Source organism: Streptomyces sp. NPDC028928 (genome assembly GCF_055564915.1).
Map to the genome: position 1 here is coordinate 58,238 of NZ_JBVHVI010000014.1, position 17,042 is coordinate 75,279.

The following is a 17,042-nucleotide window of genomic DNA, read 5'->3' on the forward strand; positions in this document are numbered from 1 at the left end:
GGTGACCTTTCACAGGCGTTCGAAGGAGCGGCGCAGCTCCCAGTCGGTGACCGCGGCGTCGAAGGCCTCCAGCTCGACGCGCGCCATGTTGCGGTAGTGCGCGACCACCTCGTCCCCGAAGGCGGCCTTGGCGATGGGGCTGTTCTCCCACAGCTCGGCGGCCTCGCGCAGGGTGGTCGGGACGTGCTCGAAGCCGGCGGTGTAGGCGTTTCCGGGGCAGGGCTCGGGCAGTTCCAGCTTCTGCTCGACGCCGTACAGTCCGGCCGCGACGAGGCCGGCGACGGCTAGGTGCGGGTTGACGTCTCCGCCGGGGAGGCGGTTCTCGAAGCGCAGGGAGCGGCCGTGGCCGACGACGCGCAGGGCGCAGGTGCGGTTGTCGTGGCCCCAGGCGACGGCGGTGGGGGCGAAGGAGCCCGGCTGGAACCGCTTGTAGGAGTTGATGTTGGGGGCGTAGAGGAGGGAGAAGTCGCGCAGGGCGGCGAGCTGTCCGGCGAGGAAGTGCCGCATGACGTCGGACATTCCGTCGCCGTCGGCCATGGCGTTGGTGCCGTCGGCGTCGGCGAGCGAGAGGTGGATGTGGCAGGAGTTGCCCTCGCGCTCGTTGTACTTGGCCATGAAGGTGATCGAGACGCCCTCCTGGGCGGCGATCTCCTTGGCGCCGGTCTTGTAGAGGGCGTGCTGGTCGCAGGTCCGCAGTGCCTCGTCGTAGCGGAAGGCGATCTCGTGCTGGCCGGGGTTGCACTCGCCCTTGGCGGACTCGACGGTGAGGCCGGCGCCGGCCATGTCGTTGCGCAGGCGGCGCAGCAGGGGTTCGATGCGGCCGGTGCCGAGGATGGAGTAGTCGATGTTGTACTGGTTGGCGGGGGTGAGGCCGCGGTAGCCGGCGTCCCAGGCCTGCTCGTAGGTGTCCTTGAAGACGATGAACTCCAGCTCGGTGCCGACCTGGGCGGTGTAGCCCAGCTCGGCGAGCCGGTCCAGCTGGCGGCGCAGGATCTGGCGGGGCGCGGCGGCGACCGGGGAGCCGTCGCTCCAGGCGAGGTCGCCGATGAGCAGGGCGGTGCCGGGGTGCCAGGGGATGCGGCGCAGGGTGGCGAGGTCGGGGTGCATGGCGAAGTCGCCGTAGCCGCGCTCCCAGGAGGACATCGCGTAGCCGTCGACGGTGTTCATCTCGGTGTCGACGGCGAGCAGGTAGTTGCACCCCTCGGTGCCGTGGTGCAGGACCTCGTCGAGGAAGAAGCGGGCGGCGAACCGCTTGCCCTGCAGCCGCCCTTGCATGTCGGGGAAGGCCAGGACGACAGTGTCGATCTCACCGCCCGCGACGAGGGCGTGCAGTTCCTCGACGCTGAGCGGGGGTGTGCGGTCTGCCACGGGAGAGCCTCCTTCGGCGCCATCGCGCTTTTTTCGGCCGGGCCGGGAGCCATAAGGTATTGCGGAGAACCATTGCTTGGGAAGGGGGTACGGCGGATGTCGCACGACATGGGTACGAGCGGGCTGGAGGACCGGCTCGCCCCGGTGCTGCGGCCGGTGCGGGCGGGCAACGGTTTCGAGGAGGCGCTGGAGCAGATCCTGCAGATCGTCCGGCTGGGCCTGGTGCCGGCCGGCGAGCGGCTGCCGGCCGAGCGGGAGCTGGCGGAGCGGCTCGGGATCAGCCGGGTGACGCTGCGCGAGGTGCTGAAGGTGCTCCAGGACCAGGGGCTGGTGGAGGCGCGGCGCGGGCGGTACGGCGGAACGTTCGTGCTGCCGCGCCCGGACGCGGGCGGCGAGGACGAGCTGCGCCGCCGGATCGCCGAGGTCGACATCGAGGACGTGCTGCGCTTCCGCGAGGTGCTGGAGGTGGGCGCGGCCGGGCTGTGCGCGGCGCACGGGCTGGGCGAGGAGCAGGCGCAGCGGCTGCGGGAGACGCTGGACCGCACCCACGAGGCGCCGCTCGCGGACTACCGGCGGGCGGACACGCTGCTGCACCTGACGCTGGCCGAGCTGTGCGGTTCGCCGTCGCTGACCGCGCAGTACGCGGCGGTCCGGGCCACCGTGAACGACCTGCTGGACTGCATCCCGCTGCTGGTGCGCAACCTGGAGCACTCCCAGCGCCAGCACACGGCGCTGGTCGGGGCGGTGCTGGACGGGGACGCGGACGGCGCGCGGGAGATGATGCGCGAGCACTGCGCGGGGACGGCGGCGCTGCTGCGGGGCTTCCTGGCCTGAGCCGGGTCTGCAAAGGTACGGGTGAATACCTTTGTGGGTGGGCAGCTACAGAGCGGGCACTCATGAAGCGGGGCGCTTTTCCAGGGAGGGCAGCATGACCGCACGGCCGCTGATCGGTGTGAGCACGTATCTGGAGTCCGGTGTGCGCTGGGGGGTGTGGGAGCTGGACGCGGTGCTGCTCGCGGTCGGCTATCCGCGGCTGGTGCAGCGGGCCGGCGGGCTCGCGGCGCTGCTGCCACCGGACGCGCCGGAACACGCCGCGGCCGCGGTGGCCCGGCTCGACGGGCTGGTCATCGCGGGCGGCCCGGACGTCGACCCGGCTCGCTACGGCGCCGAGCGCTCACCCCGCACGGGGCCGCCCGCGCCGGAGCGGGACGCGTGGGAGCTGGCACTGATCGAGGCGGCGCTGGCGGCGGGAGTGCCGCTGCTCGGCGTCTGCCGGGGCATGCAGCTGCTGAACGTCGTCCTCGGCGGCACGCTCGTCCAGCACCTCGACGGGCACGCGGAGATGGTCGGCGCGTTCGGCGAGCACCCGGTGAAGCCGGTGCCGGGCACCCTGTACGCCGGCATCGTCCCGGAGGAGCAGACGGTGCCGACGTACCACCACCAGGCGGTGGACCGGCTCGGCGAGGGACTCGTCCCGTCGGCCTACGCGGCGGACGGCACCGTGGAGGCCGTCGAGCTGCCGGCGGACCGGGGCTGGGTGCTGGGCGTGCAGTGGCACCCGGAGATGGGCGAGGACCTGCGGGTGATGCGGGCCCTGGTCACAGCCGCCTCCTGAGCCAGGCCAGGGCGGCCTCGCCCTGCGCGCGCTGGAAGGGGCGCAGGGTGGGCAGGCCCGGCGGCGCCGGCCGCAGCGAGCCGTGCAGGAAGTAGCCGGTGAGGGCGGCCAGCGCCGCGGTCACGGCGTCGGGGTCCGCCGCCCGGCCCAGGGGGTGCGCGGTGAACACCTCCTCGGGGTCGGGGCCGCCCTGGGCCCGCACGCAGGGCAGCATGACCAGCAGGTCGAACCAGGGCGCCGCGCGCAGGGCGTGCGGCCAGTCCACGAAGACGACGCCGTCGGCCGTCAGCAGGACGTTGTCCGCGCGCAGGTCGCCGTGGGCCAGCGTGTCCCCGGACGCGCCCTCGGCCCATCCGTCCGCCAGCGCGGCGAGTTCGGGAAGGCGGTCGGCGGTCCACTCGCCGAGGCGGCCGCGCACGTCACCGGCCTCGCCGTCGAGGAGCCGGCGCCAGCCCGAGAAGGCCTCGGCCAGATCCTCGGCGACGGGCGGGGCGTCGACCGGGGACGGGGTGCCGGTGCGGGCGAGCACGGCCACGGCGTCGAGCACGCGGTCCAGTTCGGCCGGCTGCCAGGGCACCCGCGGCTGGTCTCCGGCCACCTCCTCGAAGACCAGCGCCACCCAGGTGCCGTCGTCGTACGAACCGAGCAGCCGGGGCGCCGGCACGGCGGCCGGGAGCGCGGCGGCGTTCCGGGCCTCCTTGCGGTGCAGGCCGGGGCTGTGCGGGTTGGTGTCGGCGCTGACCGCCTTGACGAAGCCGGTCCGGCCGGCGGCCGTGCGCACTCGGGCGGCGACGCCCGGCGAGAAGCCGCCGCTCTGGGTGACGGCCCGCACGACCGGCGCCCCGAGCACCTCGCCGACGGCGTCGCGGACGACGGCCGGGAGGTCTTCCCAGGGGGTGCGGACGCCGGTGGCGGGCGGGGCGGTGAGGGTCATACCGCATGATGACGAGCCGGTCCGCCCCGGAGCCAAGGATTTTCCGCGCGGGCGCCGCCCCGTCATCCCCGCGTCAGTGACAGCAGCTCCCGGGCCGGGCCCGTCGGCCGGTGGCCGGTCGGCCAGACCGCGCGCAGGTCCCGGTGGAGCGAGACACCCTCCACCGGGATGCTGACCAGGCGCCGCATCGACAGCTCCTCACCCACCGCCAGTTCACTCAGGACGGAGGGGCCGGCGCCGCTGACCGCCGAGGCCTTCACCGCCGTCGTGGAGGACAGTTCGATCAGCGGGCGGGCCAGGCCGCCGAGCGCCGCGTCCAGGACCTGGCGGGTGCCGGAGCCGCGCTCGCGCAGGATGAGCGGGGTCGCGGCCAGCTCCGCCGCCGTCACGGGCCGCCTGCGGCGGGCCCACGGGTGACCGGGCGCGGTGACGACGATCAGCCGGTCGTGGGCGATGACCGCGGAGTCCAGGCCCGGCGGCACGGACAGCCCCTCCACGAAGCCCAGGTCCGCATCGCCCGCCAGCAGCAGTTCCGCGACCTTCGCGGAGTTGCCCGCGAGCAGCGACACGGCCGTGTCGGGGCGCTCGGCGTGCAGCGCGAGGAGCCAGCCGGGCAGCAGGTACTCGGCGATGGTCATGCTCGCCGCGACCCTGAGCCGCGAGTCCCGCCGGTCCCGCAGCGCCCGCGCCCCCGCGTCGAAGGCCGCCGCGGCCTCCACCACCCGCCGGGCCCAGTCGGTGACCAGGGCACCCGCGTCGGTGAGCCGGGAGCCGCGCGGCGAACGGTCGACCAGGGCGACGCCCAACTGCCGTTCCATGGAGCGGATCCGGCTGCTGGCGGCCGGCTGCGTGATGCCGACCTCCCGGGCCGCCGCGCCGAGACTGCCCAGCCGCGCCACGGCCAGCAGCAGCTCCAGCGCGGCGAGGTCCGGCACCCGGTGCGCCAGGGATGCCGTGCGCTGTTCCTCCGCCTCACTCACAGGACCCTCACTCATAAGACCAGCTTATGCCCTCATAGACAGGAACTCCCTGGTCAGGGGCGATCGGCTACGGGATCGTAGGAGCATGGTCACCGCAGCCCAGCCCCTACCGCTCCCCCACGCCGCCCGGCTCCGGCACCTCGGCCCGAACTGGTACGCCGTCGTCATGGGCACCGCCGTCGTCGGCTCGGCCGGTGTCGCGCTGCCGGGGCCGGTGCACGGGCCGCGCGGTGTCTTCGCGGCCGTCTGGGCGCTGTCCCTGCTCGTGCTGCTGACCCTGCTGGCCGCCCGGACCTGGCACTGGAGCCGCCACCGCGACCAGGCCCGCGCCCATCTCCTCGACCCGGCCATGGCCCCCTTCTACGGCTGCCTGGCGATGGCGCTGCTCGCGGTGGGCGGCGGCGCCCTGACGGCCGGCCGGGAGCTGATCGGCACGCGGGCGGCCGTCGCCCTGGACACCGTGCTGTTCGCCGCGGGCACGGCGATCGGGCTCGGCGCCGCCGTGGCCGTGCCGTACCTGATGGCCGTACGGCATCGCGTCGAGGCCGCCCAGGCCACCCCCGTGTGGCTGCTGCCGCTGGTCGCGCCCATGGTCTCGGCCTCCGTCGGCCCCCTGCTGGTGCCGCATCTGCCGCCGGGGCAGCCCCGGGAGACCCTGCTGCTGGCCTGCTTCGCGCTGTTCGGGCTGAGTCTGCTGGCCGTGCTGGTGATGCTGCCGCTGATCTTCACCCGGCTGCTCACCGGCGGGCCGCTGCCGCTCGCGCTCACCCCGACCCTGTTCCTGGTCCTCGGCCCGCTGGGGCAGTCCACCACCGCGGTCGCCCTCATCGCGGACGCCGCGCCCGGGGTCGTACCGGCCCCCTACGACCGCGGCCTCGGCGTCTTCGCCGTGCTGTACGGCGTGCCGGTCATGGGGTTCGCGCTGCTCTGGCTGGGACTGGCCACCGCGCACGTGGTGCGGGCCCGGCGCCGGGGCATGGGCTTCGCGCTGACCTGGTGGGCGTTCACCTTCCCGGTGGGCACCTGTGTCACCGGCGCCGCCGCCCTCGCCCGGCACACCGGTCTCGCGATGTACGACGCGACGGCCGTCGGTCTGTACGGCGTCCTCGTGGCCGCCTGGCTCGCGGCGTCCTGGGGCACCCTGCGCGGGCTGGTCAGCGGTGAGCTGCTCGCAGCGCCCCGGCCAGCACCGCCGGCGCCTGTGCCAGGGACGGGCCGTACCAGGTCAGGTGCCGCCCGCTGACCAGCGCGCAGGGCAGGCCGGGAAACGCATCGGGGCCGTCGTCGGCGGTGAACCGGTACGGCTCGTCGGGCAGCACCACCAGCTCCGCGCCCGCCGCCCGCAGCTCCTCCAGCGGCACGCGGGGATAACGCTCGGGGTGGCCGGCGTACACGTGGTCGACACCGAGGCGGGCCAGGACGTCACCCGCGAAGGTGTCCCGCCCGAGCACCATCCAGGGCCGGCGCCAGACCGGTACGACCGCCCTCGTACGCCCCGCCGGCTCGGGCAGGTCCGCCCAGGCCGCCTCCGCCGCGTCCAGCCACGCGGGCCGCCCCGGCGCGCCGCACGCGGTGAGCACCCGGTCCAGCTCGGCGAAGGCCGACGGCACCCTCCGCACCTCGGTGACCAGCACCTCGACCCCCGCCGCGCGCAGGGCGTCCAGGTCGGCGGCCCGGTTCTCCTCCTCGTTGGCGATCACCAGGTCGGGGGCGAGTGCGAGGATCCGGTCCACCTTGGGGTTCTTCGTCCCGCCGATCCGGGTGACATCCAGGTCCGCCGGGTGGGAGCACCAGTCGGTGGCGCCGACGAGGACGCCGGGCAGGGTGACGGCCACCGCCTCGGTGAGGGACGGGACGAGAGAGACGACCCGCGGACGAGGACGCACCTAGCGAGACCTGTCCTGCACGGCCTCGATGTGCTCCGCCACCGCCACCACGATGATCCGGGTGTCCGGGACCGTGGCCCGCCACCGGTGCCGCACCCCGCCCGTCAGATACAGGGTGTCGCCGCGCCCGAGGCGGTACGCGCGCCCCTCCGCCTCGATCTCCACCGCGCCGTCCGCGACGTACATCAGCTCGTCGTTGCGGTGCTGGAACTCGCGGCCGGCGTCGTGGTCGCCGGTGAACTCGGAGGCGTGCAGCTGGTGGTGGCCGCGCACCAGGGAACGGGTCCGCGGGTCGAAGTCGCCCTCGGGGAGGCTCTCGGCGCGGACGACGTCCACGCTGGCGGCCGGGTCGGCGGCGGCGAGGAGTTCGACGGCCGTGGTGCGCAGGGCGTCGGCCAGCTTCTCCAGGGACGTACGACTCGGGCGGGCCTTGTCGTTCTCGACCTGGCTGAGGAACGGCACCGAGAGGCCGCTGCGCTCGGCCACGACGGCGAGGGTCAGTTCCAGCGCACGGCGGCGCCGCCGGACGGCCGCGCCCACCCGCACGGGCTGCTGCTCTTTGTGGTCGCCCATCGCTCCGGCTCCCTCCCTCGCTCGTCGTGCCGTTGTCCGGGTGCCCGCTGCGGGGCGCATCTCTTCCGATGACTTCTCTGCACCCTACGCATGTTCGGCAAACCGTTTCACGTGCCTGTCACATCCCTGACAGACCCGTGATCCCCCACCCTCTCAGTTCGCGCCAGCACTTGGGGGCCGGGGACCGGTCCGTGACCCGGTCACCCTGGGGGATGAACCTGCCGACCAGCTGGGCGCGGCACCCCGGCGGAGGCCACGGTCCGCACGGAGGGTGATTGGCCGGATCCGTCCCGTAAGCGGAACGCATCGGGGGGCGGGCAGCGCCGGACGCGCGTCGGCGTCCGGCGGCGCCCGCCCCCCGGGAGGCGGTCCGGGCCGGTCAGGTCACCCGGCCGCCTGGCTGGTGGCGTCCTCCTGGGCGGCGACGGGCGCCCACTTGTCGACCAGGCCCGGGTGCCGGCGCAGCCAGCTGCGGACGGCGTCCTGCTCCTTGCCCTTGCCGGACTTCTGGATCTGCGCCTCCAGGTCCGTCAGCTGCTCCTCGGTCATGGAGAAGTCCTTCAGCCACTTGCCGACCTGCGGGTTGTCGGCGGCGAAGCCCTTGCGGGCGAGGGTGTGCACGCCGTCGCCCTCCCCCCAGGCGCCCCGGGGGTCCTCGAGCTTCTTCAGGTCGTAGTCGCTGTACGCCCAGTGCGGCGACCACAGGGTGACGACGACCGGCTGCTTGCGGGCGTAGGCGCGCTTCAGCTCGGCGAGCATGGCCGGTGTGGAGCCGTCCACCACCTCGTAGGCGCCCTCCAGGCCGTACTCCTTGAGCACCTTGCTCTTCAGCAGGCCCATCATGCCCGCGCTGGGCTCGATGCCGATGATCTTCCCGTGGAACTCGGACGCGTGGTCCTCGAGGTCCGTCAGGGAATTCACGTCCTTGACATAGGAGGGGACGGTCAGCTCCAGGGAGGTGGGTCCGTACCACTTGCCGAGGTCGTCCAGCTGCTCGCCGTACTTCTTCCAGTACTCGGCGTGGGTGGTGGGCAGCCAGGAGTCGGTCTGGAAGTCCAGCTGACCGGTGGCGAGGCCGGTGTAGAGGGGGCCGGCCGCGTACTGGGTCGTGGTGACCTCGAAGCCGCGCTCCTCCAGGAGTTCCTTCCAGAGGAACGTGGAGGCGATGCCCTCGTCCCAGGGGATGTAGCCGATCCGGATCTCCTTGCCCTTGCCGACGTCCGTGCCGGAGGCCTCGGGGGTGCCGGTGGAGGAGCCGAAGATCCCGAGTCCGCCCGCGACGAGGGCGAGGGCGACGACCCCGGCCACGGCGACGGCCGGGCGCGGACGGTACGACCACGCGCGCGTGGGGGCCTTCGCGGCGGCCCTGCGGCCCAGCGGGGAGAGCTGGGTGCCGAGCGCGCCGGTGACGCGGTCCAGGTAGATGGCGAGGACGACGATGCCGACGCCCGCCTCGAAGCCGTAGCCGATGTCGAGCTGGCCGATGGCCTCGTTGACGGCGCCGCCGAGGCCGCCGGTGCCGACCATGCCGGCGATGACGACCATGGACAGACCCAGCATGATCACCTGGTTGACGCCGGCCATGATGGTCGGCAGGGCGAGCGGCAGCTGGACCCGCCACAGGATGTTGCGCGGGGTGGTGCCGAACGCCTCGGCCGCCTCGACCAGCTCGGCGTCGACCTGTCGGATGCCCAGCTCGGTCATGCGGACGCCGGGGGCGAGCGCGAAGATCAGGGTGGCGACCACGCCCGCGGCGGTGCCCAGGCCGAAGAAGAGCATGGCCGGGATCAGCAGCACCATCGAGGGCATCGTCTGGAGCAGGTCCAGGACCGGCCGTACGGCGGCGCTGACCGCCTTGGAGCGGGCGGCCCAGATGCCCAGCGGGATCGAGATCACCAGCGCGATCACGGTCGCCACGAGGACCAGGGCGAGGGTGGACATGGCCCGGTCCCACAGGTCGAGCGAGTCCACGAGGGCGAAGCCGGCGAAGGCGAGGACACCGGCGAGCAGCCCGCGCAGCCACCAGGCGACCACGGCGAGGATGCCGGCCGTCAGCAGCGGCTCGGGCGCGGTCAGCACGGCGTCGATGCCGTCGTACATGCCCTCCATGACCGCCCTGACGGCGTCGAAGAGCCAGGAGAGGTGGTCGACCAGCCAGGCGACGCCGGAGTCGACCCAGTCGCCGAGGTGGATCCTAGGCACGGCCGATCACCTTCCCGTCGGGGTTGTCGCAGGGCACGGGACCGGTCGCCTCGTCGCCGAGGAAGCCGACCAGCCGCTGCCGCGGCACGACACCGACGACCCGGTTCGCCTCGTCGACGACGGAGACGCGGTGGGACAGCCGGGCGCTGATCGCGCACAGCGTTGTGAACGGCGTCTCGGGGGTCGCGGTCTCGCAGCCGCACAGAGGGGCGTCCCCCGTGACCGAGGTGTCCATGAGGGCGCCCGCCGTGAGCACCCGGGAGCGGTCGACGTCCTGGATGAAGGAGGCCACGTAGTCGCTCTCGGGGCGCAGCAGGATGTCCTCGGCGGTGCCGGTCTGCACGATCCGGCCGTCACGCATGACGGCGATGCGGTCGCCGAGCCGCATGGCCTCGTTGAGGTCGTGGGTGATGAAGACGATGGTCTTTCGCAGCGTCTTCTGGAGTTCCAGCAGCTGGTCCTGCATGTCCCGGCGGATCAGCGGGTCCAGGGCGCTGAAGGACTCGTCCATGAGCAGCACGTCGGCGTCGGTGGCGAGGGCGCGGGCGAGGCCGACGCGCTGCTGCATGCCGCCGGACAGCTCGTCGGGCCAGGACGTCTCCCAGCCGGCCAGGCCGCACAGGGCGAGCGCCTCGTCGGCGCGGCGCTCGCGCTCGGCGCGGGGCACGCCCTGCACTTCCAGGCCGTAGGCGGCGTTGTCGCGGACGCTGCGGTGCGGGAACAGCGCGAAGTGCTGGAAGACCATGCTGATCTTTGTCGAGCGCAGCTCGCGCAGTGCCCGGTCGGAGAGCGCGGTCAGGTCCTGGCCGTCGAAGCGCACGCTGCCCGCGGTCGGCTCCAGCAGCCCGTTGAGCATGCGCAGCAGGGTGGACTTCCCGGAGCCCGACAGCCCCATCACCACGAAGATCTCGCCGGCCGCCACGCGGAAGGACGCGTCGATCACGGCGGCGGTCGTTCCGTCGGCGCGCAGCTCCGCCCGGTCGGCGCCCTCGCGCAGGCGTTCCACTGCGTCGTCCGGTCGTCTGCCGAACACCTTGAACAGGTGCTCCGCCTCAAGCCTGGCTGATGACACGCGAACCTCTCGTCTCCGGGGACAGGACAGAGGCCGCGCCTCCCCAGGTCAAGCGGAGGCAAACCCGCAAGTGGCCGGGTTCACGGCAATGCGCGTCACGCAACGCGTTCCGGGAGCACCGGCCGCTGTCGGAGCCGTACGGCATGATGCGTGCGTGACCGGACGACTCATGCTTCTCGACACCGCCTCGCTGTACTTCCGCGCCTATTTCGGCGTCCCGGATTCCGTGAAGGCGCCGGACGGCACGCCCGTCAACGCGGTCCGCGGGCTGCTGGACTTCATCGACCGGCTGGTCAAGGACCACCGGCCGGAGCACCTGGTGGCCTGCATGGACGCGGACTGGCGCCCGCAGTGGCGGGTGGACCTCATCCCCACCTACAAGGCGCACCGGGTCGCCGAGGAGCACGAGGGCGCGCCGGACGAGGAGGAGGTGCCGGACACGCTGGCCCCGCAGGTGCCGGTGATCGAGGAGGTGCTGGACGCGATCGGGATCGCGCGCGTCGGCGTCGCGGGGTACGAGGCGGACGACGTGATCGGCACGTTCACCGCGCGCGCGAAGGGCCCGGTGGACATCGTCACCGGCGACCGCGACCTGTACCAGCTGGTGGACGACGAGCGCGGGGTCCGGGTGCTGTACCCGCTGAAGGGCGTCGGCACGCTGCAGCTGACCGACGAGGCGGTGCTGCGCGGGAAGTATGGCGTCGACGGGCGCGGGTACGCGGATCTGGCGCTGCTGCGGGGCGACCCGAGCGACGGCCTGCCGGGCGTGGCCGGGATCGGCGAGAAGACGGCCGCCAAGCTGCTCGCCGAGTTCGGCGACCTGGCCGGGATCATGGCGGCGGTCGACGACCCGCGGGCGAAGCTCACGCCGTCGCAGCGCAAGCGGCTCACCGAGGCCCGGCCGTATGTGGCGGTCGCGCCGAAGGTGGTGCGGGTGGCCGACGACGTGCCGCTGCCGGACGTCGGCACCGCCCTGCCGCGGGCGCCGCGCGACCCGGCGGCGCTGGAGGAACTGGCACACCGGTGGGGCCTCGGGGGCTCCCTGCAGCGGCTGCTGACGACCCTGGCGCAGTGAGCCCGACCGGAATATTCCGGTAAAGCGATCACAGGGAAGGCTCACGGAAGAGGTGTGACATCGGAACGGGATGCTAACTTAGGTAAACCTAACCAACCTCGCAGGAGGCCGTGATGGCAGAACGTCCGGGACGAAAGCCGCGCAAGCCCCATACCGCCCAGGTGGTGCGCACCGAGCGCCTGACCCCGCACATGCAGCGCGTGGTGCTCGGCGGCGAGGGCCTGGCCGGATTCGCCGCGGACACCTGCACCGACCACTACGTGAAGCTGCTGTTCGGCGCCGACGGGGTCACCTACCCGGAGCCCTTCGACCTGGAGCGGATCCGCGCCGAGTTCCCGCGCGAGCAGTGGCCGGTGACCCGGACGTACACCGTGCGCGCCTGGGACCCCATGCGGCGCGAGCTGACTCTGGACTTCGTGGTCCACGGCGACGAGGGCCTGGCCGGACCCTGGGCCCTGCGGGCGCGGCCCGGCGAGACGGTCCGCTTCATGGGCCCCGGCGGCGCGTACGCGCCCGACCCCGAGGCCGACTGGCATCTGCTCGCCGGTGACGAGAGCGCGCTGCCCGCGATCGCCCGCGCCCTGGAGACGCTGCCCGCCGGCGCCCGTGCACACGCCTTCATCGAGGTCTCCGGCCCCGAGGAGGAGCAGAAGATCGACACCGGGGTGCGGGTCGTCTGGCTGCACCGCGGGGACCGCCCGGTCGGCGCGGCCCTCCTGGAGGCCGTACGCGGGCTGGACTTCCCCGAGGGCCGGCTCCACGCCTTCGTGCACGGCGAGGCGGGCTTCGTGAAGGAACTGCGCCGCCTGCTGCGCGTCGAACGGCAGATCCCCCGCGAGGACCTGTCGATCTCCGGCTACTGGCGCCTCGGCCACAACGAGGACGGCTGGCAGGCCTCGAAGCGGGACTGGAACGCCCGGATCGAGGCCGAACAGGAGGGCGTGGCGGCAGCGGCGGCCTGAGCGTCGCCGGCCTCAGGGGCACGTGCCGTCCGCCGTCAGGGGGCCGTCTGGTTGATCCTGCCGAACGGGATGTGCACGCTGGGCGTGGTCCGGGACGTGCTCTCCAGATGGGTCACCTGGTCGTCGAAGAAGATGTGCGGGTCCAGCACCCTCATCACCGCGCCCTTGTCGATGCCGCCGAGGAAGAAGGCGTCGTTCACCCGCAGACCCCACTCCTTGAGGCTGTTCACGGCGCGCTCGTGGGCGGGGGCGTTGCGCGCGGTCACGATGGAGACGCGGACCCGGACCGCGTAGTCCGGATCGCTCGTCCGCCGCTCCTCCTCGCGGCGCTGTATCCGGTTCACCCCGGCGAGGAAGTCCCGCAGCGGCCCGGGATCGTGCGGGACCGCCGCGTTACGGGCCTCGTGCGCGCGGAACTCCTCCAGTCCGTCGGCCTGGTACACCTGCTCGGCGGCGTCGCCGGCGAGCACCCCGTCGAAGTCGAACGCGACCCGCAGCTCCCGGTCGGCGAGGTCGTCCGGGTACGCCCCGCCGCGGACGTGTCCCGCGGCCAGTCCGGCGGCGACGGCCTCGCGCACGTCGTCGCCGTTCGCCGACAGGAACAGGGACATGTTCAGCGCGGGCATGAACCTGTACGGGGAGCGGCCCTGCATGAAGACGGCGCGGCTGATGGGCAGTCGATGGGCCTGGATCGAGCCCATCACCCGCAGGCCGGTGTCCGGGTCGTTGCGGGAGAGGATGATGACCTCGACGAGCGGATCCCCCGGCTCGCCGAGGTCGTTCAGCGACAGCAGCCTGCGGATGAACGCGAAGGCGACACCCGGCTGGAGCGTGTTGTCCCGGTTCTCCTCCTGGTAGGCCCGGTAGGCCTCCTCGCCCTGCTCGCGGAAGACCGTGTCCGACTCCCGCAGATCGAACAGGGCGCTGGAGGCGACACCGACGACGAGTCGGTTCGCAAGGGCATAGGCCGGCATGTCCTCCATCTTCACACCGGCCGCTCCCTACGGGGTCACACCGACCGCTGGTACGAGCGGAAGGCGCGGACGGACAGCCACACCGCCGCGATCGCCAGGGCGAGCAACGCGCCGCCGCGACCGAGGACGTCACCCCGGTCGGGATGCGCGGACATCGCCGAACGGCCCGCGACCATCGCCCAGTTCAGCGGGTTGAAGTCGGCGATGTGCCGCATCCAGCCGGGCATCTGCGACGGGGCCATGAAGGCGCTGGAGAGGAAGGTCAGCGGCAGCAGCAGAAAGGTGTTGATCCCGATGATCGACTCCCGTTCGCGCACCACCATGCCGAGTGCGTTGGACAGCGCCCCGAAGACCGTGCCGAGCAGGACGGCGGCCAGCACGAGGATGCCGATGCCGCCGACGCCGCCGGGGTAGTGCGCGCCGCCGAGCAGCCCGAGCAGCACGATGACCACCGACTGGAACGCGGTGACCAGGCCGTTGTTGACGACGTTGCCGTTCATCAGCGCGGCCCGGCTGACCGGGGTGGACAGGAACCGGTCGAGGGTGCCGCGCTGAATCTCCTCCAGGGTGCCCATGCCGGCCCACATGTTGGAGCTCAGGGCGCTCATCACCACCACGCCCGGCACGAGATAGTCCAGGTAGGAGGTGGTGCCGAAGCCGCCCAGCTCGACGACCTTCCTGAAGAGGCTGCCGAACAGGAACAGCCAGACCACCGGCTGGATCAGGGTGATGACCGCGTAGGCGGGCTGCCGGGCGAACACCCGCAGCTGACGCTGCGTCATGTACCACGTCTGGGTGAGGGCCAGGCTCATCGCACACCTCCGGTGAGCACGCGCGCGGTCTCGGCCTCGGCCTCCGCGTACCGGCGACCCGCGTGGCGGAGGTAGACGTCGTCCAGCGAGGGCCGGGCGACGGTGGCCGACGCCACGGTGACCCCGGCCCGGTCCAGCGCCGTGAGCAGCGCGGGCACCGTGGCGGCTCCGTCGTCGGCGCGGACGCTGATCCGGCTCCCCTCGCACAACGCCTCGTACACCCCGGGCAGCGCGGTCAGGGCACCGGTGAGCAGCGTGCGGCCGGCCTCGCCGACCGGCTCGCCCAGCTCCAGGTGGACGGCATCGCCGCGCAGTTCGCCCTTGAGGGCGTCCGGTGTGCCCTCCACCACGATCCGGCCGCGGTCGACGATCGCGATGCGCTCGGCAAGCCGATCGGCCTCCTCCAGGTAGTGCGTGGTGAGCAGGATCGTCAGTCCCTCCTCGCCGGCCAGCCTGCCGATCTCCTCCCACATCGCGGTGCGCGCCTCCGGGTCGAGGCCGGTGGTCGGCTCGTCGAGGAAGAGCACCTCGGGCCGGTGCACCAGCCCGAGAGCCACGTCCAGGCGGCGCCGCATGCCGCCCGAGTAGCCCTTGACCTGCCGGCTGGCGGCCTCGGCGAGCGTGAACCGCTCCAGCAGTTCGTCCACCCGCCGGTTCAGCGCGGCGCCACGCAGGCCGTAGAGGCGGCCCTGGAGTTGCAGGTTCTCCCGGCCGGTCGCGACCGGATCGGCGCCGGAGTGCTGGGCGACCACACCGATCGCGCGGCGCACCCGGTCGGGGTGGCGCAGCACGTCGTGCCCGGCGACGGTGGCGGTGCCGGAGTCGGGGAGGGCCAGGGTGGTGAGGATCCTGACGGTGGTGGACTTGCCGGCGCCGTTGGGGCCGAGGAGTCCGAAGACGGTGCCGGGGGCCACGGTGATGTCCATCCCGTCGAGGGCGGTGACGCCGCCGGGATAGGTCTTGACGAGCCGGCGCGTCTGCACCGCGGGTGTACGGGTGTTCATGACGACTGCTCTCCTGAATGAGCCGATGACGGATCGTCCGTCGGCCCGGGTGGGCGGACGGTGGAAGATCCGCGTGAAGAGCGCCGGGCTATCCTGGGTGTGCCGCACCTCGATCGCCCGGAGCCGCCGCACGGCGGATCCGTTTCGGGGTTCGAGACCCCGGCGGGGCTGCTGGAACAGCCGCGCCGGGGTCGTTCTCGTCACAGGGGTTCGGTGAATTCCTCCGGCAGCTCCCCGGTGTCGTGGTAGCGCCGCCAGAGGTCGACCCCGGGCAGCGTGCCTTTCCTGATCTCCTCGAGGAAGCCGCTGACCCATGCGGCCTGCGCCTGGAGCATGTGCAGCTGGTACTCCGTCTCGACGAGGAAGAGCCGCGGCAGGGTCTCGTAGAGCTTCTCCAGCGCGCCGCGCCCGCTGGCCAACTGCACCTTGAGGGTGCTCAGCCGCTCCTCCAACAGCCGGACGGCGTCGTCCGGGTGCAGGACCCCCATGACGGACAGGGCGGTCTCGAAGATCGGGTACTCCTTGACCGGCACGGCCATCAGGTCCGAGAGCCACTCGGTCAGCTCCTCGCGTCCGGCGTCGGTGAGTCCGTACACCGTGCGCTCGGGGCGGTTGCCCTGCTGCTCCACGCCGGTCACCTCGACGAAACCGTGCTTTTCGAGGTTCTGCACGACCGTGTAGAGCGAACCGTAGTTGATCTTCGTGCTCGTGTCCTTGCCCTGGCGGCGCAGGGTCTGGGCGATCTCGTACGGATGCATGGGCTTCTGCCACAGGGTCGCCATCACCGCGAGCGCCAGGGGATTGCCGAGCTTGCGACGCTTCACTGCCACGACGGTCACCTCGCCTCCGAATATCCGTGTCCGAACATATCGCGTTGAGGTTCGGGAGAGCAATAGTCACGATGTATCGCGTATGGCAGGGATGGTCGGACTCTGTGAGGGAGCGGACACGCCGGCGGGGGCGACGGCTCAGTCGCCCCGCACGCGCGCGTGCAGGTGCATGTCGTGCCAGCCGTCCTGGTGGTTGAGGGCGCTGCGCTTGGTGCCCTCCAGGACGAAACCGGCCTTGCCCGCGACCCGGCAGGACGCCTCGTTGGCGGTGGCGTGCATGAGTTCCAGGCGGTGGAAGCCCACCTCCTCGAAGGACCAGTGGACCAGGGCCGCCGTGGCGCGCGCGGCGACACCCCGGCCGCGCGCCCGCGCCACCGTCCAGTACGCCACTTCGGCGACACCGTCCCCGAGCAGGATCTGGCGCAGCGCGACCCGGCCCAGCAACTCGTCCGTGGCCCCGTCCACGACGGCCCACTGCGCCTCGCGCTCGTCCGCCCAGCCCTGCTCCCACTGCGCGATCCAGCCGGCGGCCTCCTCGGCGGAGTCACAGGACCTTATGTGCCACTGCCGCAGGATTGGGTCCTGGAAGGCGGCGTGCACGGCGGGTGCGTCCTCGGGCCGCCAGGGGCGCAGGAGCAGGCCGTCGTCGGCGTGAACGGTGGGCTGGGGCGTACGGGCGAGGGCACCGGGCGTCAGGACCGGGCTGGTGAGGTACGGCATGGTCGACATCCTGCCGAGTGCGGTGGCCGGCGGCC

At 72.8% G+C, this 17,042-nt stretch carries 17 protein-coding genes; 5 read left to right on the top strand and 12 right to left on the bottom strand.

Translation table 11 applies throughout. The features are described 5' to 3' along the window. Positions 1-9: 9 nt before the first annotated feature. Complete coding sequence (locus tag ACZ4U1_RS30470; protein WP_467907374.1) at positions 10-1,368, bottom strand: glutamine synthetase family protein; 1,359 nt, start codon at positions 1,366-1,368, stop codon at positions 10-12. Between the two features lie 96 nt (positions 1,369-1,464). On the opposite strand from ACZ4U1_RS30470, the gene ACZ4U1_RS30475 reads away from it, so the two are divergent. Both ACZ4U1_RS30475 and ACZ4U1_RS30480 read left to right on the top strand, forming a co-directional pair. Continuing rightward, positions 1,465-2,202: a FadR/GntR family transcriptional regulator gene (locus tag ACZ4U1_RS30475; RefSeq protein WP_467907375.1), complete on the top strand. Its 738-nt coding sequence runs from the start codon at positions 1,465-1,467 to the stop codon at positions 2,200-2,202. 94 nt (positions 2,203-2,296) lie between these two features. Next, positions 2,297-2,983 (top strand): gamma-glutamyl-gamma-aminobutyrate hydrolase family protein, encoded by a 687-nt coding sequence (locus ACZ4U1_RS30480; protein WP_467907376.1) that lies wholly within the window; start codon positions 2,297-2,299, stop codon positions 2,981-2,983. On the opposite strand, the gene ACZ4U1_RS30485 is transcribed toward ACZ4U1_RS30480, so the two are convergent. Further along, a complete protein-coding gene (locus ACZ4U1_RS30485; protein ID WP_467907377.1) occupies positions 2,967-3,917 on the bottom strand; it encodes a phosphotransferase in 951 nt (316 codons plus the stop codon). The two genes, ACZ4U1_RS30480 and ACZ4U1_RS30485, sit on opposite strands and share 17 nt — an antisense overlap. A 62-nt stretch (positions 3,918-3,979) precedes the next feature. Continuing rightward, positions 3,980-4,912, bottom strand: a complete 933-nt coding sequence (locus ACZ4U1_RS30490) for a LysR family transcriptional regulator (RefSeq protein ID WP_467907378.1) — start codon at positions 4,910-4,912, stop codon at positions 3,980-3,982. A gap of 70 nt (positions 4,913-4,982) precedes the next feature. On the opposite strand from ACZ4U1_RS30490, the gene ACZ4U1_RS30495 reads away from it, so the two are divergent. Next, complete coding sequence (locus ACZ4U1_RS30495; protein ID WP_467907379.1) at positions 4,983-6,140, top strand: TDT family transporter; 1,158 nt, start codon at positions 4,983-4,985, stop codon at positions 6,138-6,140. Here the strand turns inward: ACZ4U1_RS30495 and ACZ4U1_RS30500 are convergent. The 4 genes from ACZ4U1_RS30500 to ACZ4U1_RS30515 all read right to left on the bottom strand — a co-directional run bounded on the left by ACZ4U1_RS30500 (position 6,052) and on the right by ACZ4U1_RS30515 (position 10,630). Further along, positions 6,052-6,783, bottom strand: a complete 732-nt coding sequence (locus ACZ4U1_RS30500; RefSeq protein ID WP_467907380.1) for a helical backbone metal receptor — start codon at positions 6,781-6,783, stop codon at positions 6,052-6,054. The genes ACZ4U1_RS30495 and ACZ4U1_RS30500 overlap by 89 nt on opposite strands. Further along, positions 6,784-7,356 (bottom strand): helix-turn-helix domain-containing protein, encoded by a 573-nt coding sequence (locus ACZ4U1_RS30505; protein WP_467907381.1) that lies wholly within the window; start codon positions 7,354-7,356, stop codon positions 6,784-6,786. Positions 7,357-7,740: 384 nt separating this feature from the next. After that, positions 7,741-9,558: an ABC transporter permease/substrate binding protein gene (locus ACZ4U1_RS30510; RefSeq protein ID WP_467907382.1), complete on the bottom strand. Its 1,818-nt coding sequence runs from the start codon at positions 9,556-9,558 to the stop codon at positions 7,741-7,743. Next, entirely contained in the window at positions 9,551-10,630 is a 1,080-nt protein-coding gene (locus ACZ4U1_RS30515) for a quaternary amine ABC transporter ATP-binding protein (RefSeq protein ID WP_467907383.1), read from the bottom strand. The genes ACZ4U1_RS30510 and ACZ4U1_RS30515 overlap by 8 nt, the downstream gene beginning before the upstream one ends. Before the next feature lie 154 nt (positions 10,631-10,784). On the opposite strand from ACZ4U1_RS30515, the gene ACZ4U1_RS30520 reads away from it, so the two are divergent. Further along, the gene (locus ACZ4U1_RS30520) at positions 10,785-11,705 is read left to right on the top strand and encodes a 5'-3' exonuclease (RefSeq protein ID WP_467907384.1); all 921 of its coding nucleotides are present in this window, start codon (positions 10,785-10,787) and stop codon (positions 11,703-11,705) included. Positions 11,706-11,818: 113 nt separating this feature from the next. Then, complete coding sequence (locus ACZ4U1_RS30525) at positions 11,819-12,667, top strand: siderophore-interacting protein (RefSeq protein WP_467907385.1); 849 nt, start codon at positions 11,819-11,821, stop codon at positions 12,665-12,667. 35 nt (positions 12,668-12,702) lie between these two features. Here the strand turns inward: ACZ4U1_RS30525 and ACZ4U1_RS30530 are convergent, their stop codons facing one another. The 5 genes from ACZ4U1_RS30530 to ACZ4U1_RS30550 all read right to left on the bottom strand — a co-directional run bounded on the left by ACZ4U1_RS30530 (position 12,703) and on the right by ACZ4U1_RS30550 (position 17,007). Beyond that, positions 12,703-13,641, bottom strand: a complete 939-nt coding sequence (locus tag ACZ4U1_RS30530) for a 5'-nucleotidase (protein WP_467907555.1) — start codon at positions 13,639-13,641, stop codon at positions 12,703-12,705. A 35-nt stretch (positions 13,642-13,676) separates the two neighbouring features. After that, positions 13,677-14,453 carry an ABC transporter permease gene (locus ACZ4U1_RS30535; RefSeq protein WP_467907386.1) on the bottom strand — a complete coding sequence of 259 codons (777 nt, stop codon included), beginning with the start codon at positions 14,451-14,453 and terminating at the stop codon, positions 13,677-13,679. Then, complete coding sequence (locus ACZ4U1_RS30540; protein ID WP_467907387.1) at positions 14,450-15,457, bottom strand: ATP-binding cassette domain-containing protein; 1,008 nt, start codon at positions 15,455-15,457, stop codon at positions 14,450-14,452. Before ACZ4U1_RS30540 ends, ACZ4U1_RS30535 begins: the two co-directional genes overlap by 4 nt. 200 nt (positions 15,458-15,657) lie before the next feature. Beyond that, a complete protein-coding gene (locus ACZ4U1_RS30545; protein ID WP_467907388.1) occupies positions 15,658-16,287 on the bottom strand; it encodes a PadR family transcriptional regulator in 630 nt (209 codons plus the stop codon). A 138-nt stretch (positions 16,288-16,425) separates the two neighbouring features. Further along, on the bottom strand, positions 16,426-17,007 hold the full coding sequence (locus ACZ4U1_RS30550; RefSeq protein ID WP_467907389.1) for a GNAT family N-acetyltransferase: 582 nt from the start codon (positions 17,005-17,007) through the stop codon (positions 16,426-16,428). Positions 17,008-17,042 lie beyond the last annotated feature (35 nt).

Excerpts from the sequence above, each read along its gene's own strand:
- ACZ4U1_RS30475 (WP_467907375.1), top strand. The coding sequence starts at position 1,465 with ATGTCGCACGACATGGGTACGAGCGGGCTGGAGGACCGGCTCGCCCCG.
- ACZ4U1_RS30480 (WP_467907376.1), top strand. The coding sequence starts at position 2,297 with ATGACCGCACGGCCGCTGATCGGTGTGAGCACGTATCTGGAGTCCGGT.
- ACZ4U1_RS30485 (WP_467907377.1), bottom strand. The coding sequence starts at position 3,917 with ATGACCCTCACCGCCCCGCCCGCCACCGGCGTCCGCACCCCCTGGGAA.
- ACZ4U1_RS30490 (WP_467907378.1), bottom strand. The coding sequence starts at position 4,912 with ATGAGTGAGGGTCCTGTGAGTGAGGCGGAGGAACAGCGCACGGCATCC.
- ACZ4U1_RS30495 (WP_467907379.1), top strand. The coding sequence starts at position 4,983 with ATGGTCACCGCAGCCCAGCCCCTACCGCTCCCCCACGCCGCCCGGCTC.
- ACZ4U1_RS30505 (WP_467907381.1), bottom strand. The coding sequence starts at position 7,356 with ATGGGCGACCACAAAGAGCAGCAGCCCGTGCGGGTGGGCGCGGCCGTC.
- ACZ4U1_RS30525 (WP_467907385.1), top strand. The coding sequence starts at position 11,819 with ATGGCAGAACGTCCGGGACGAAAGCCGCGCAAGCCCCATACCGCCCAG.
- ACZ4U1_RS30530 (WP_467907555.1), bottom strand. The coding sequence starts at position 13,641 with ATGCCGGCCTATGCCCTTGCGAACCGACTCGTCGTCGGTGTCGCCTCC.
- ACZ4U1_RS30535 (WP_467907386.1), bottom strand. The coding sequence starts at position 14,453 with ATGAGCCTGGCCCTCACCCAGACGTGGTACATGACGCAGCGTCAGCTG.
- ACZ4U1_RS30540 (WP_467907387.1), bottom strand. The coding sequence starts at position 15,457 with ATGAACACCCGTACACCCGCGGTGCAGACGCGCCGGCTCGTCAAGACC.
- ACZ4U1_RS30550 (WP_467907389.1), bottom strand. The coding sequence starts at position 17,007 with ATGCCGTACCTCACCAGCCCGGTCCTGACGCCCGGTGCCCTCGCCCGT.